The organism is Caulifigura coniformis, assembly GCF_007745175.1.
GTDB classification, from domain to species: Bacteria; Planctomycetota; Planctomycetia; order Planctomycetales; family Planctomycetaceae; genus Caulifigura; species Caulifigura coniformis.
Map to the genome: position 1 here is coordinate 3,921,000 of NZ_CP036271.1, position 15,383 is coordinate 3,936,382.

Consider the following 15,383-nt stretch of genomic DNA (forward strand, 5'->3'; position numbering starts at 1 on the left):
CCCGTCCCGTTATGCCCAGGCAAAGGCCCTGGAGTTCTCGATCTCGCTCAGCGACATGACCCGGATCATCCCCACCGGGTTCCGATCCCAGCCGTGGGTCGCCTGCAGTTCGCCCAGTTCCCGTTCGATGACTTCAGGCCTGGGCGTCAGCAGAAGGGTGGTATGCCGCCGGTCGGCGATCCGCATCGAAAACTCCACGAGCCGTCTCCAGTCGGCGTTGGCCGACGTCTCCAGCACCGCCAGGCCATCGAGCAGGTCCTCGATCGGCTGACGCTGGGAAATCTCGTTCCATTCCAGCCACGACTTTCCCGCCGCGGCAAGTGCGACCGGCGCGTCGCGCGAGGCGTGCAACTGCTGGACGCACACCGTCGCCGCAAAGCTGATCGCCAGTTCCATCCGTTCGTCGCGCTCCGCTCCGCCCGGCGCCCGCCACCCGTCGAGCAGCAGCACCACCGGGGTGTCCCGCTGGTCGCGAAACTCACGCACCATCAGTTCATTCCGCCGGGCGGACGTGCGCCAGTGGATGGTCCGCGGGTCGTCGCCGCTGTGATATTCCCGCATCGTGTGAAAGGTGTCCGCCGCGTGCGACGACTGTCGCGCCGACTGCGAACTCGTGTGCGACGTCTCCGTCAGGCGCCGCCAGCTCTGGGTCAATCGGCCGATCCGCGGATACACCAGGATCTGCGCCGGCAGGTCGAACTGGAGGCCGCGGTCGACGATTCCCAGGGGAAAACGGGAGTGAAGCTCAACCGGGCCGAGCGTCACCCGCCCGCGCGAGGCGATCGACAGCTGGTACGCCGAGACCTGTTTCCCGCCCCGCGGAACATGCACGAACAGGACTTCCGGTTCGATCACTTCGTTGACCGTTTCAGCCCGGTCGCGCACCGACATCATCCACGTCGGCATGACCCGTTTCCGGTTCGCCAGCTGCACTTCGACCGCCACGCATTCCCCGGCCATCATGCGCAGTGGCGCGTCACGCGTCACCGCCAGCCGTTGCAGCATCGCGAAGATCAGGAAGCCGTTGATGACGAACGGGCCGATCAGGCAGCAGAACACCAGCAGCAGGGAATTCGACCGTCCCAGCAGCGAGCCGATGAACAGCACGCTGATCATGACCAGGAAGACCCGCCCCTCTGCAGGCAGACGGAATCGGTACCGCGCGATCCGACGGGTTCGGAAGCGGGGCCAGGCGGAGACAATCAGTTCCTTAAGTCCCCAGATCGCGAAGTAGCCGGCGGCTCCCAGTGTCACCACGTGACCAGCCATCCCCAGACGCCGCGCCATCAGCCGCGTCGAAACCTCGGCAACGATGGCTCCCACGCCCAGGCAGACGATCAGGAAGCCGCTGATGGAAATTCGCGACCTCCGGGAGCGACTCCCGGAGCCAATCGTCGAAGGATTCGGATCCACCAGTCACGCAACAGGGAAGAGGACTTGGGGAGAGACGTTACCGCGAACCCGTTGAGCCCGCGGACGAAACCATCCTATCAACTCCCGCCCGCCCACAAAAACGGGCCGATTCACACATTCCGAAGAACCGCCCCTATCAGGAGCGTCGGCGCGGATGGTCCCCGCCCGGCCGTGGAGTCGCTGCGACCGTGCCTCCCGGCTCTGGATGGGCCGATTCCCCACAGCCCTCCAGACTTTGCAGCAGTCGGGTTGGACGGATTGCCGAACCGAATCCCAGAGATTGCGCGGCCTCAGTTGTTCGGTTGTTGACCTCGGTTTTTTTACAGCCGTACAATTTCCGGTCGCCCCCGCAGAATTTGCCAGGATTCCCCGGCCTGCGGAATCGTCCGCGATCGCACACGGTTCGTTTCCTCCCCATCTCGAGTTCAGGCCCACTCACCAGGCGACTGGAAAGCCCTCAATGGCGTCGTTCGGTAAAACTCTGGTGGTCGTGTTGTTTCTGAGCAGCGTTGCGTTTCTCGGATTCGCGATGGCCTCGTTCTTCGGCGGACCCAACTGGACCGCCGAGATGCGAGAGCTCGAAGGCAAAGAACCCCACCAGGGGTTCGTGTTCAACAAGAGCGAATCCAACCCTGCCAAGTGGAGCGTCAAACGCACCGGAAACGATCAGCAGATTTCCAGCTCGGTCGTGCAGGGTGAAGTCGTTGCCGCGGCCTTCAAGTCGCTGACCGCGTCACAGCAGACGGAAATCCAGGCACTGAAAGATCAGGAAGCGGCCTTCAAGGAACGCAAAGAGGCCTACGTCGCCTCGCTTCCCGTCGACGAAGCCTCCCTCGACGCCTCTCGCACGCAGCTGCTGTCGATTCTCGAACAGACGCGGGCCCAGGGATCGCAGCTGGCTGTCCAGGTCGCTGCCAAAACCGAAGAAGCCCAGAAGATCGAACAGCGGATCGGCGAGCGGCGTGACGACGTCATCCGCCTCCGGGCCCAGCTCGACGAACTGCGGGCGGATGCCTACAGGCTTCAGGAACTGAGGACGGAACTGAACGATCAGCTGCAGCAACTCGTGTCGCTCGTCGACAGGGCGGAAGAGCGGAACCAGCAGCTGAAGTCGACAGCCTCCGTGAAGTGACGCCCGGTCGCGTTTTATCGAATTGATGGGAACTGACTCCGAAAGCCACCCGGCTGCCGGAGCTCGAACGAGGTCAGCATGTCCAACGTCGGCAAACTGCTGGTTTTCCTCCAGCTCACTCTGAGCGTCGTCTTCGCGGCGATGGCGGGTGCGGTCTACACCGCGCACACCAACTGGAAGGCGACGGCGGAGAAATCCAAGGCGGACCTCGCCACCAAGGAACAGGACCTCTCCCGGGCGATCACCAACGCCGAGATGGAGAAGAACGACCTGACCACCCGCCTCAACGCGGAAAAGGATCAGCGTCTGAAGGTCGAGGCCGACCTCCAGACGGCTCAGGTCCAGGTGGCCGCACTCCAGAAGGACAAGATCGACCTGCAGTCGCAGAACTCCTCCCAGACCGCGCTCGCCGAAACCAAGGCCAGCGAGGCAGGGTACCGGAATGAAGAAGCCCTCAAGCAGCGGCTGATCAACAGCGACGTTCAGAAACGCCTCGACGAAGCCCAGCAGGAACTCCGCCTCAAGACCGACAGCCTGTTCGTCACCCGCACGGAACTCGCCGATCTGGAAGCCCGCCACACGGCCCTCCTCCAGGAGAAGGCCAGTCTCGAAAAAATCCTGGCCAATGCAAACGTCAATTTCGACCTCCGCTTGGTCAACAAGCTCCAGTCGCCCCCGCCGGTGGTCGATGGCATCGTGGAGGAAGTCCAGAACGATCGCACCGGACGGGCCAAGATGCTCGTCATCTCGATCGGAGCGGATGATGGTTTGATCGTCGGCCACGAACTCGATGCGTTCCGCTCGGGTGTCGACGGCCGGCGGGCGCAGTGGCTCGGACGCGTGCGGGTGGTCGACACCCGTCCCGACCAGGCTGTGGTTGAAGTGGTCCAGACGGCCAAGAACGGCATTATCGAAAAGGGAGACAATGTCACGACGAAGCTCCTCTGAGGACGCCGCTCCGGACGTCTACACCGCGCTCCTGTTCGCCTCAGTGGCGGCCATCGCGGTCGGGATCATCCTGCTGATGTTCGAACTCGGCAGCTACAACAACAACCTGGGCGGCTGATCGTCGGGCCACGGCTCCGCGGATCTGCTAGAATGCCTCGTCACTTCCGACGGGGCATTCGCCATGTTGCGTCCGCATTTCTACGCCGTGATCCTCCTTTCCCTCCTGGCAGTCCGGCCTTGTTCGGTGCTCGCCCAGGGGACCGGCAACAACGGAGGCGGTGGAAATAACAACGGCGGCAACAACAGCGGCGGCATCCTGATTGATCCCGAGGGCGTGCTCCGCCCGATGCAGGTTGTCCCCGCTCTCAATGCGAAGCGCCGCCCGGGGGCCAAAGACCTCGCGCCCGGAAACGTCTGTGTCTCCCTCCGTCGACTCAACGAAATCCTCAGGCAGGCCCCGCCGGACGCCCTTCCCGCGGAAGCGCACATCCTGGGAGGCCTGACGCGCATTGATCAGGTCGTCGTTGATGCCGAGGCACGAGACATCCTGCTGATCGGTCCCGGTGAAACTCAGGCCGCCGGAGCAGCGCCCACATTCCTGGGAGAGACGTCGGGACGTGCGCTGATGCGCACGGGAGATTTCCTGACGATGCTCGATGTCGCGAGGGGAGGGGGGCTGCGTGTGCGCTGCTCCATCGATCCCGATCCCGCCCGCCTGAAGAAGTACAACGAAACGATTCAGTCGACCGCCGGCAGCGTCAGCTTCAAGAACGCCGCGGCGTGGTACGAGGGACTGTCGCGGATCCTCGGCCGCCAGATCGTCACGGTCGAGGGAGTCCCCGGCGATTCCCGGATCGGCAACGTCCTCGCGGCAGCCGACTATTCCATGAAACGCATCGCGCTCGGGCTGGAGCCGTCGGGCGTGAAGGAAATCCGGCCGCAGCTCGCCTACGCCGCGGGTGACACCGGCGCCACGATGAAACGCTGGTGGTTCGCGCCGCTGTACGAGGATGTCGCTGTCAGTCCCGATCGAACTCTGTTTCAGTTCTCAGGCCAGCGCGTGAAGCTTTTGGCGCAGGAGGAATTGATTCTCGACAGCGGCCAGCGAGTGGACAGTGACCGGAATCGCCCCAGCACTGAAGCCTTCGCACGCCAGTTCACGACCCACTTTGAAGAACTCACGGCCGCCCGGCCGATCTTTGCCGACCTGCGAAACCAGTTCGATCTCGCAGTCACGGTATCGCTGCTCGTGCGAGAGCGGCTTCTGGAGCGCATGGACCTCGAGTTCCGGCCGTCCCCCGCAGTCATGGACACGCTCTCTCCGAAATGTCAGACCCCGCGATTCGTCGATTCCGGGGCCAACATCCGCCGCGTGAACCGCACCACGATCGTCGGTGTCGTGGGCGGCGTCGTCCTCACGCCGTCTGCGGTCATCGCGAATGAAGTTCCAATCAGGGAGCCCGGCCGCGTGGCAGACCGCCGCGCTCCCGATGACCTGGCGGGATCACAATTCGCGTGGCCCCTTCAGGTTCCGTAAGAACCGAGCCTTCCTTACAGACCGCGGGAACTTCCGGGGAATGGCGACCGCCGACGGCCGAACAACTTTCGGACGTTCCATTCTTGGCGTAAACTTGGACTGTCTGATGGGACGGCCGGTCTCTTCTCGGGGACGCTCGTTTCAGGCCGTATTTCACCTTGTTCAAAGTCGCGTCATGACGGGCCGGGATCCTCAGCCGACGACCCGCCAACGCTCAAACCGTGCGTCAGGGCCGCACTTCCCTGATCGCCTCGTCTGCTCGCTCCTCCTTGTTCTGTTCCTCGCCTGGAGCAGCGTCCTTTCCGCCCAGGAAAGTGCACCCGTTCGAACGGGCGCATCGGCCCCCGCGGGAGGATCGGTCGGCGGAATGGGGAGCGGGGCGTCCGCGGTTCTGGATGACCGGAAGAATGCCGCCGCAGACCCCGGGCAGGCCCCCGATGTCCCGCTCGACGTCGAACCCCTCCCGCCTCCTCCCTCGATCCCGACACCCGCGCCCGTTCCCCCTCCGGTCGCCGACATCGCTGCTCCTCCGTATCACGTCTCTGAGGTCGCGATCGACGGCGTCATGAACGGCGATCGCGCCGACCTCACCGTCCGCATCAATATCGAAGTCAACCGGGCTGGTGGCTGGTTCGATGTGCCGCTTCGTCTCGGGCAGGCCCATATCTATCGTCAGAAGTCCTCGGGCGTCGGATCGCGCCTCCCCGGCCAGCCCGCCCTGCAGGATGATGGGCTGCACTGGCGATTCTTCGGCCAGGGCCAGCACACTCTCGAATTCGAACTGGGCGTCCCTGTCCGGTCGACCCCCTCCGGGCGCCAGATGCAGCTCTCTCTCCCCGTCATGCCACCGCTGTTCGAAGCCCAGGTGCGGCTCCGGATTCCGGGAGGCAACTACATCGTCCGGTCGTCCAATCGCGAAGCCGCGCTGCGGACCGAATTCGACGCCGCGAAGAATGAAACCGTCGTCACCGGCGGCAGCCCGGCCGGCCGGCTGGAACTCAGCTGGCAGGATCGCAACCTGCGTCCCCCAGCCGATGGAGTCGCCAGCACCACCTACACGCTTCGCCGGCGCGGCGCCGGCTGGGAGATGGACGCCCAGCAGACGCTGATTCGCATGGAATCCCCCTCCAACGAAATCCTCATCCGTATCCCCGAGGGCTTCGAGTTCAACGACGTCACAGGACCGCTCCTCGAAGACCGCGAAGAGGTGCCTGGCCGTCCGGGGTGGTTCCGCCTGAATTTCGTCGAAGGGGTCTCCGACCGCATCGAGCTGCGCTGGAAACTGGAGCGTCCGCTCGGGGCCACCCAGCCACTGTTGAGTCTCTCGGGATTCGAGATCGAAAGCGTTCGGACTCATGACGGCCGCATCCGCATTCTGCCGGCCCAGGGGCTGCAGTTGTTCCCCCAGCAGTCATCCTTGCGCTACGTCGAACGCGTGGAAGATATCCCCCCGGTCGGGGAGCCTCCCGCAATGCTGACGTATGCCTTCTCCGCCAGCGACTGGCGGCTGACCCTCGAACTCAGGCCAATCGAGCCGCTGTTTGCGTGCCGGCCGCGCGTCGACCTGAATATCAGGGAAGACCTCGCCACCCTGACCGCCGCGTTCGATGTCCACGAAGAGGCCGGCGAGGTGACGCGCATGGTCGTCGATGTCTCGGCCCTCGAGGCTGCGGGATGGATGCCCGCCATCGGTCCACGTCTCGCGTCCTCGGGCGCCACGATGACCAGGAGTGGCTCGGAAGTCACTTTCGAGTGGGCCTCCACATCCAGTGGTCCGAAGTTCGCCGAACTGCGCTACGAACGATCCCTGAAGGGGGCCGAGTTCAACTTCCTGGTCCCGCCTCCGGTGCCGGCGGCCACCTGGACGGAACCCGCCGTCGTCACCGTCCGTGCGGCGGATCCCCTCCGGATTGATGTCCGGGCCGCGACTCCAACGTCCGAACCGCAGGTCGAATCCGCCGTCCCTTCCGAAAACTCGCGGCTCATCGGCGCGTTTCGTCAGGCCGTTGCATCTGAGCCGCTTGCCGTTCACGGATCCGTCGAAGCCCGGACGATCTCCGCGACGGCCAACGTCTATGTGGAAGCGGTCGAAACCCGCCGGATGACCGTCGAACAGCAGGTCATGCTGGACGTCCGTTATGGAAGAATGGACGCGCTTCGCTTGAACGTTCCGCCGGAATTCCCGGTGACGCCCGGGGCGGAGCGGCTCGCGTTTCAGGTTTGGGTCGACGGCCGGGAAGTCACCGACCTCGAGTGGACCTCCGGTTCCCTCCGCGTCCCGTTCGCCCGCCCGCGGATTGGCCTTATCCGCGTGTCGATTCGCTACGCCCTGCCGCGGACGCCTGAACAGGCGGGAATGACGGTGCCCGTCGTTCTGACACCGGATGTGAAGTTCCACGAACTGACGATGGAGGCCTCGCCTGCGGCCCGCACCGGGATCAACGTCGCCGATTCCAATTGGAAGGAAATCGTCACCTCCAGCGATCGTCGTCGCTGGAGCGCCGATCCGCAGGCCGAGTCTGCCGCAATCACTTTCGAAAGCGGCCGGCCCCTCGTGCAGGAACGGGCCGTCATCTCGGCAGCATTCATCCGCACCGAGTTGACTCCCGGAGGAGTCCATCGCACGGTCGCCAGTTATGAGATCGACCGCAGCGGCGACACGCTCACCATCACGCTTCCCCCCTCGGCGACTTCGCAGGGGCTGACGATCAACGGCCTGCCTGCCGAGACTCTCCCAACACCTTCCGGAACCCCCGGAAACGTGGTCACGATGAAAGTTCCCCCCGCCGCAGGAGACGGAGCGACCCGGCTGCGGGTCGCCTACGACGTCATGCCCCAGGGAGGCAGCGGTGCGATTGGCCGCGTACGAGTCGCATTCCCGCAGTTTGTCGCTGGAACCTACATCGACCAGCTGATCTGGAAAATCGACCTCCCGGAAACGGATGTCCTCTTCTGTTCGCCGCCCGGAATGTCCCGGCTGTTTGAATGGCAGAGGGTGGGCCTCTTCTGGCGCCGCGTTCTTTCACCCGCCTACCTCGCGACGTTGAAGGACGCCGGCTTCGAAGCGGACGGAACGCAGACGGGCGTCGAAGGCTACGCCTATCGCCAGATTGGCGCGCCGGCCAGCCTCGTCATCTGGACGATCGACAGGTCGCTCGTGATTCTGATCGGGGCAGGGGTCACGCTCGTTCTCGGCTTCGCCTTCTGGACGATCCGCAGTCTGCAGAATGTCGTCGTTCTGCTCTTCCTCGCGTTCCTCATCAGCGTCGCCGGCCTGTGGTTCCCCGAAGCAATCCAGGTGTTGCTGCAACCGGCGCTTGTCGGCGTCGTGATGGCCATGGCGGCCACGGCCGTGGATGGTCGGACCCGCCGCCGGCGCTACCGCTCTCCGGCCCGGGAATCCTCGATCCAGCCCGCCGTGCGCACTCCCGCTCCCAAGGTGAATGATCCGCTGCGATCGACGATCCTCCGCCCCACCGGCAGCGACCATGGAGTCCCTCGATGAGTTCCGCTTCGAGCGGTTCCTCGATGCGTCTTCGCGTCGCGCCGTTCATGGCCGGCCTGCTGGCGTCGCTCTGCGTTTCCTGGGCGGCCGTCGCAACGGCGATTGAACCGCTGCACCCGATGGCCGTCGATGAAGCCTCTGTGCGCCTTCCCGACGGCTGGGCTTCGATCGACCGTGCCACCTTTGATGCCTACGCCGCGTCCCTCGCTTCCGGGCGCATCGGCCGCGCCGCGGGCGGTCTGAATCGGGCCCACTACACCCTCCGCCTGATGCCCGACGATTCGCTCGTCGGCGAAGCGTCCGGCACAATGCGGCTGTCGGACGAGCCTGCGATCCTTTCGCTCGGACGTCCGAGTTTCGCGGTCAGCAACCTGGAACTCGATGGCCAGCAGGCCGTCTGGGGATCCGACTCCGCCGGCTCGACCTGCCTCCTCTGTCCAAGCGATGGCGCGGAGATTCGCTTCCAGTGCTCGCAGCAGGGACTCCGTCGAGGGGATTCCCTCGAGTTCTCTCTCGACTGGCTCACCTCGGTCGCCACTCGCGTGGAACTAAAGGTCCCTGCTGGCCTCCAGGCCGAAACACAGGGACTGTTGAAAACGTCCACGGTCAATGAGCCCGATGGAACCGTCACCCTCACCTGTGAAGCGGGGGCGCGTTCCAACTGCACCATCCGATTCCTGCCGCGGCTGAAAGCGACCGCGGCACGATTCGGAATGGATCTCCGTCAAACCCTCTCCGCAACCTCGACCCGGGTTCTGGTCCAGTCCGCGGTGGGCATTCTGAGTTCGTCAGCAGGCCCCGCCGTCGCCGAAGTCGAAGTTCCCGACGGCTTCACGCTGCTGCGTGCGGCGATTGGCGGCGACGAACGGCTCCCCCTCGAACATCCTGTCGGGCAGGCCGGACTCGTCCGGATTCCGCTGGGAGACCTCGCGGTCGGCCAGCGGGTCGACCTGCGCCTGGTGATGGAGCGTCCCGCCGATTGGTCGCAACCTCTTTCGGTCAGCCGCATCGTGCCGCGAAATGGCCTCCTGCTGCGCGAGGAGGTCGTCCTGCAGTTTGAAAAACCTCTCGAGATCATGCACGTCGAGGCGCCCGACTATGAACTGGTCGCTCTCGCCGTCGAACCCGCCCGTGAAGCCTGGACCTATCGCGGCACGTCCGGCAACGGAACTCTCCTCGTCACCGCACGGGCCCCGGCCGCCGAGTGGTCTGCCGAGTACTTCGTCAAACGCCGTCAGAACGGCCCCCGCACGGAGGTCCTCACCCTTGTCGACCTCAAGTCCATCCGGTCGCCCCTCTTCGAGTTCGATATCGATGTCCTGAAGCCTTGGAAGATCGTCTCGGTCTCCGCGCCCGACGCCGTCGGAAACCCCGCGTCTCTCACCTTCCGCCCGCTCGAGGAATCGGAGACGGCCGTCCGATATCGAATCCTCCTCCGGGCGCCGGCCACGCCTCAACGCGGCAGTCTCGTCACGATCGCAATGGCCACCCAGTCCAACACGGCGGACTCCTCGCTGCCTCGGCCAGTGGCGGTTCCCCGCCACGGCGGCGGCGATGCTTATCTCCTGCTCACCCGCCCCGATGAACTGGCCACTCCGCCGGCCGAGCTTGGCCCCGAAATCGCGCTGAACTCCCTTCGTCCCGGCCTGCGAAGCAATGCCTTCTTCGAACCGGTTCGCCTCGGCGCCGCAACCATCCACCGCGGTGCGTCTTCCCACGCCATCGATCAGTTTCGACAGCCGCCCCGACCGGGCGCACGCGTCAACCAGCCCCACGAAGTCGTTCCTCAGCAATTGCTCAAGGACGCGCTCGCCGTCGTCGAACTCCAGACCGTCGTCGATAGCGCCACCCGTGCAACCACTCATCGCGCCCAGGTCGTCTTCGACTCGGCCGTCGACCTGTCGGGAGCCTCGATCGGGTTTGACGGGGAGTGGTCGTTGATCGAGGTTTTGGGAGATGGTGCTCCCGTCAGTGCATCGCCGGTCGGACAGGACCTTCGCTTTCCTGAAACCTCCCGGACCGTCCGCGAACTGGTCATCCGCTACAGCACCCCGACAGCAGGGGAGAGCATTCCACGTCGCGATCGCGTGCCCTGGCCCCAGGTCCCCTCACACGTGCAGCGCTGGAACTGGCGCATCGAGACGCCCACCGATCGTCGCGTCACGGCGATCGATGCTCCGTTCGAGTTCGTCGGTGGCATGCGCCGTCCTTCCGTTCGTGAGCGCCTCCTGGCGCCCTTGAGCCGCCCCTCAGGCGCACCGATCTTTAACCCGTTCAATGGCGACGCGTGGCGCGAACTCTGGGAGCCGACCACCCTCTCGCAGCGATTCGAATCGAACGACTCGTCACTGATCTCCGTCGCCGGCGAAAGCTATCCCGGCGCAACCACAATGGTCTCGTGGTCTGAGCGGCTTCTGGACGGCTTGAACTGGTCATTGATGATCGGCGGGATGCTCGCCGTCGCCATGCTTCGGCGTTACCGCCGCGGCACGTTCCGATTCGTCGCCGCGGTCTCCGCGATCGCCGCAACGTCCGCCTGGCTGCTGCCGCCCCCGTTCGGGGCGATGGCCGGCGCAACCCTCTGTGGCTTCCTGATCGCCGGCTGCCTGCCGCGTCGCTTGGTGACGCCATGGCCCGGCTCGGTCGCGCGCTCCACAGGCACGCCCGTTCCAAGGTTTGTCGGCGTCACCGGTGTCGCGATTGTCTGCGGCCTTTCTTCCATGGTCGTTGCGATGGCCCAGGTTCAGTCGTCCAGGCCAAACGTGCTTCTGCCGCAGAATGACGGGTTGCCAACCTCCACCGCTTTCGTTTCCGAGGCCGTCGCCAGCGACATCGGCGCCTGGCAGCGCGATCGCCTCGGGCCTTCCTTCCTGCTTCGCAGCGCCAGGTATGACCTGGCGGTCGATGAATCCGAAGTCGCGTCAGCGAGCGTCGAGTTCAACCTGGTGATTCCCCGCCCCGACGCGACCAGGTCGGTCCAGATTCCTTTTGAGGGACTGACATTTCGAGGTCCCGACGCTGTCCAGATTGACGGCCAGCCGGCCCATTTCGTCCCCACGGCCGACGGCGCCGGATTGATCCTCTCGCTTCCAGAGTCCCCGGACGCAGTCCCCGGCGAGCCTGCGTCGCATGTCGTCCAGATGCAGGCCTCCCTCCGTGTTCCAGCCGGGGGGCTGAAACGCGAGTTCGCCCTGATGATCCCTCGCTGCGCAGCTGCCGTCGGCGCCATCAACAGCTCGGCCGGCCCGATTCGCGATCTGCGTTCGTCCGCCCGCGGACGGACCCAGGGCGATGCTGGATCGGTGACCTGCGCCCTCGGAGCGACCGGCCGCTGGCATGCCCGCTGGCGGGGAACGGAGAGCCCCGAGCGATCCACTCTTGATTCCACCGTCACCGCCCGCGCCGAGTCCGTCGTCACCGCCGAACCACTGACGCTGCTCGTTCAGACGCGGCTCATTTTCGAAACCCCTGAACTCGCCGATCCATTCGCGTCGGCCCGACTCGAACTCGAGCTCCCTCAGGGAAGCATCGTGGCGTCCGTCGTCGGACAGACTCTCGCCCACTGGCGCACCCGCACTGACGGCGAACGACTGCGGCTGCTGCTCGACTTCACCAGCCCGCCGATCGTCGGCCAGTCCGTCGACTTCCAGTTCGAACTCCCGGTGCAGCCCGCGGCGGAAATCGAAATCCCACCCATTCCGTTGCTCCCGCCGCCGCGCCTCAGCAACCACCAGTTCGCCTTCGTCACGAGTCCCGATTTTCAGCTGCAGATGATTTCCAAGCCGGATCCCGAGTCCGGAGTGTGGGCCATCGAGCCGTCAGAGGCCTCCTTCTCACTCCGGAAAGATCGCGGACTGCCGATCCCGGGGGCGGCCCTGGAACTTGATCGGCCTCTGCCGCTCGCCTTCATGCTGTCGCGGCGCTCCACCGGCAGGACGGCCGAACTCGAACAGTCGCTCGTCTCCGCCGGCTCGTCGGTCGCCTGGACTGGAACGGCCCGGATCGAAACCTCCGTCCGCCCCGGCTTCCTCTACGAATTCCGGATCGATCCAGCGATCGAAATCACCTCCGCCAGCGTCGTCGAACGGGACGTCGAACGACTGAGTCGCTTCATCCGCGAAGGAGACCGTCTGCTCCTCGTCGTGGGGGACGATCGCCTCGGCACGAAGAATGTCCGACTGGCGGGAAAGCTCCATCTGGAAGCCGGGACGATCAGCCCCGTCCCACGATTCGACCTCGCGAATACGATCATCTCCCGCCGCGAAATCGTTGTGACTTCCTCGACAGACCAGTTGCTCCAGGTCCGTCGGAGCAGTGCAGCGTCCCCCCTCGTCAGCAGTGGCGACACCGAATGGGAACCGCAGGTCCCGTCCAGTCGCCGCCTGGCGCTCACGGGCCGGGAATCCGACTTCGAAATGCGCTGGATCAATCCTGCCAGCCCCCTCAAGCTGGTCGAGTTCCTGACGCTTCCCGCCGATGGAAGCGCCGAGTGTTCCATCGAATGGCAGCTGGAATCCAGCCAGCAGCTTCCAGCCACCATCGCCATCAACGCGCCGGCCAGCACCCGCATCGATGAGTCCTCGGATTTCACCGAAGAGGGCCGGCGGATGCTCCCGGATGACCGCGTCCGGATCGAGCTGCAGTCGAAATCGAGTCGCCTGCCGTCCGCCAGGGTGCTGATGACCTCGCCCATGCAGCAGTCGATTGACCGCTCCGGTGCCCTGCCGCGTCTCATCGACCTTTCCGTCGCGCCGGAAACCTACCTCGCCGTCCCCCGTTCGCTCGTCCCCTCGTGCGACGTTCCGGGAGACTTCCTTGATGAGCTGCCGGCAAATGCGCCCGCCATGTGGGCCGCCCCATTCACCACTCGTCACCTCCTTGTCTTCGCCCTGTCTGGCACGGATTGGCGAGTCTCGTCCAGCACCGAGGCCGAAATCGTCGGGCAGGCCACTGCAGAGATCGTCACCTTCGATGCTTCGGAAAAGATTCACGGCCAGACACGACTGACAATCAGCCCCTCTCGTGTCGGGATTCTCAGGTTCGAGCCCGCCTCCGGCGGTGCCCTGAAAGCGGTCCGCGCGTCGACCGGAGCATTGCTGGAACCCGCCGGCGACGGCGTCTGGGAGCTGCTGCTGCGTCCTTCGCAACCGGTCGCGGTCGTCTCCGAATGGACTGCGCCCCCAGGGCAGGGTGGGGCGCCCGGCCTTCCACCCGGGCCGCTGACCCGCGGGCTCGAGTTGCAGGTCACCTATCTCGCGAGAGTTCCCTCGGGAGAAGCAACACGCTGGAGCCCCGAGGTCCTGGAACGTCCCGCAGGCGCCGAACTCCTCGTGGCCGCCCGCCTTGAAAACCTCCTCTCCGCCGCCGGCAGGCTTCCAATTGGCGTCACCCCCCCCACCTGGCTGAGAGAAGAATTGCTCGCCCTCGGCCAGCTCGGTCGCAATTCACCCCGGCTCGGGAGACTGGCGGCGCAGGTCGAAAGCCTCATCGATTCGTGGTCTGCCCGCACCAGCGCCGTGACCGCTCCCAACTCCGTCGCCCCGGCGTCGTTGCTGCTGACCAGGTCGCCCGAGCAGGTCCTCGCTGATGGGATGCTGATCGCCGCGGCGGACCCCGACGCGGTCGTCGAACTCCCCACCGGCCACTCCGCCTGGTCGATCTCGCGCCGCCTGTTTCAGGGAACGTTCGTCTCGGCCTGGTTCATCGTCTGGGCGTTTGTCGTCACCAAGGGGGGCGAGTGGGTCGCCCGCCGCCAGTGGGCGGATCGCCTCGCCAGTCACCCCGGGGTCGCCCTCATGAGCATTGGGCTCCTTTGGTGGCTGTTCTTCACACCCAGCGTCTTCGGCGCACTGCTCGCGTTCGCCGCCGCGCTGTGGGAGCTTCTCTGCTGGTCGCGCAACAGATCCGCGGGCTCCCCGGCTGCCTCATGATCCGGAATCGGCTGGGGGCGCTGCCATCTGCTGCACGGCCGGAGCAGGCGACTCTCCCGGCGAATGCGTCGCCCCGGGTGAAGTGAGGCTCATGATCAGCACCGCTGATCCCAGGATCAGGCAATACCACGCGAAGATCGCCAGCTTCATTTTGATCACCATGGCCATCAGCACGCGGATCGCGGCGATCCCGACCACGAACGACACCCCGGCTCCGACCGCAAGCGGTCCCAGTGCGAGTGCCTCTCCATCCTCGCCTTTCAGCAGCTTGCGCGAATAGAGAACAAGCGCTCCGCTGATCGCCGGCACGGCAATCAGGAACGCGAATCGGGCGGCCGCATCCCGCGTCATCCCCCGCAGCAGGCCCCCTAGGATCGTCGACCCGGATCGTGAGACCCCCGGAGCCGGCGCCAGCACCTGGAACAGCCCCACCACCAGCCCGTCGAGCGGAGTGATCTCGTCGAGGGTCCGCGTTCCTTCCTTGAGCCGCGTCGCCAGGAACAGGAACGCCGCTGTCACCAGCAGCCCCGCTCCGGCGGCCGTCGTCGTGTTCAGCGTCTCGTCGATGATCCGCTTGCCGAACAGCCCCAGCGGAATCAGGGGCAATGTGGCCACGACAATCGCCACGATCAGCCGCGGCTTGCGGAGCGCCTCCAGCAGGTCCCGGAAAAAATAAACCACGATCGACAACAGCGTTCCCGCGTGCAGCGCGACGTTGATGGCGACGTTGTCGACCTTCCGCCCCAGCCAGTGCTCCACGATCAGCAGGTGACCGTCCGAGCTGATCGGCAGGAACTCTGTAATGCCCTGCACGATGCCGAGCAGGATGGCTTCAAGATAGCTCATGCGTGGAGGTGCTCAGTGATCAAGAGCATCTTCAAAGTGGGTCTTCCGGGTTCCGCAGGCAATGAACGGACC

The 15,383-nt window shown here is 65.2% G+C and carries 8 protein-coding genes; 6 read left to right on the plus strand and 2 right to left on the minus strand.

The window, feature by feature from the left end; all coding sequences use genetic code 11:
- Window positions 1-9: 9 nt before the first annotated feature.
- A complete protein-coding gene (locus Pan44_RS15845) occupies window positions 10-1,413 on the minus strand; it encodes a DUF58 domain-containing protein (RefSeq protein WP_145030985.1) in 1,404 nt (467 codons plus the stop codon).
- Window positions 1,414-1,873: 460 nt separating this feature from the next.
- On the opposite strand from Pan44_RS15845, the gene Pan44_RS15850 reads away from it, so the two are divergent.
- From Pan44_RS15850 to Pan44_RS15870, 6 genes are all read left to right on the plus strand, one after another.
- Complete coding sequence (locus Pan44_RS15850) at window positions 1,874-2,545, plus strand: hypothetical protein (RefSeq protein WP_145030986.1); 672 nt, start codon at window positions 1,874-1,876, stop codon at window positions 2,543-2,545.
- A gap of 78 nt (window positions 2,546-2,623) precedes the next feature.
- Window positions 2,624-3,493, plus strand: a complete 870-nt coding sequence (locus tag Pan44_RS15855; RefSeq protein WP_145030987.1) for a hypothetical protein — start codon at window positions 2,624-2,626, stop codon at window positions 3,491-3,493.
- Window positions 3,471-3,611, plus strand: a complete 141-nt coding sequence (locus tag Pan44_RS27450; RefSeq protein ID WP_197453371.1) for a hypothetical protein — start codon at window positions 3,471-3,473, stop codon at window positions 3,609-3,611. The genes Pan44_RS15855 and Pan44_RS27450 overlap by 23 nt, the downstream gene beginning before the upstream one ends.
- Window positions 3,612-3,674: 63 nt before the next feature.
- Entirely contained in the window at window positions 3,675-5,030 is a 1,356-nt protein-coding gene (locus Pan44_RS15860; protein WP_145030988.1) for a DUF1598 domain-containing protein, read from the plus strand.
- A 367-nt stretch (window positions 5,031-5,397) separates the two neighbouring features.
- Window positions 5,398-8,535, plus strand: coding sequence for a hypothetical protein (locus Pan44_RS15865; protein ID WP_145030989.1), 3,138 nt, complete (start codon window positions 5,398-5,400; stop codon window positions 8,533-8,535).
- On the plus strand, window positions 8,532-14,465 hold the full coding sequence (locus tag Pan44_RS15870; protein ID WP_145030990.1) for a hypothetical protein: 5,934 nt from the start codon (window positions 8,532-8,534) through the stop codon (window positions 14,463-14,465). The genes Pan44_RS15865 and Pan44_RS15870 overlap by 4 nt, the downstream gene beginning before the upstream one ends.
- Here Pan44_RS15870 and Pan44_RS15875 read toward each other — a convergent pair.
- Window positions 14,460-15,311, minus strand: a complete 852-nt coding sequence (locus Pan44_RS15875) for an undecaprenyl-diphosphate phosphatase (RefSeq protein ID WP_145030991.1) — start codon at window positions 15,309-15,311, stop codon at window positions 14,460-14,462. The two genes, Pan44_RS15870 and Pan44_RS15875, sit on opposite strands and share 6 nt — an antisense overlap.
- Window positions 15,312-15,383: the final 72 nt, after the last annotated feature.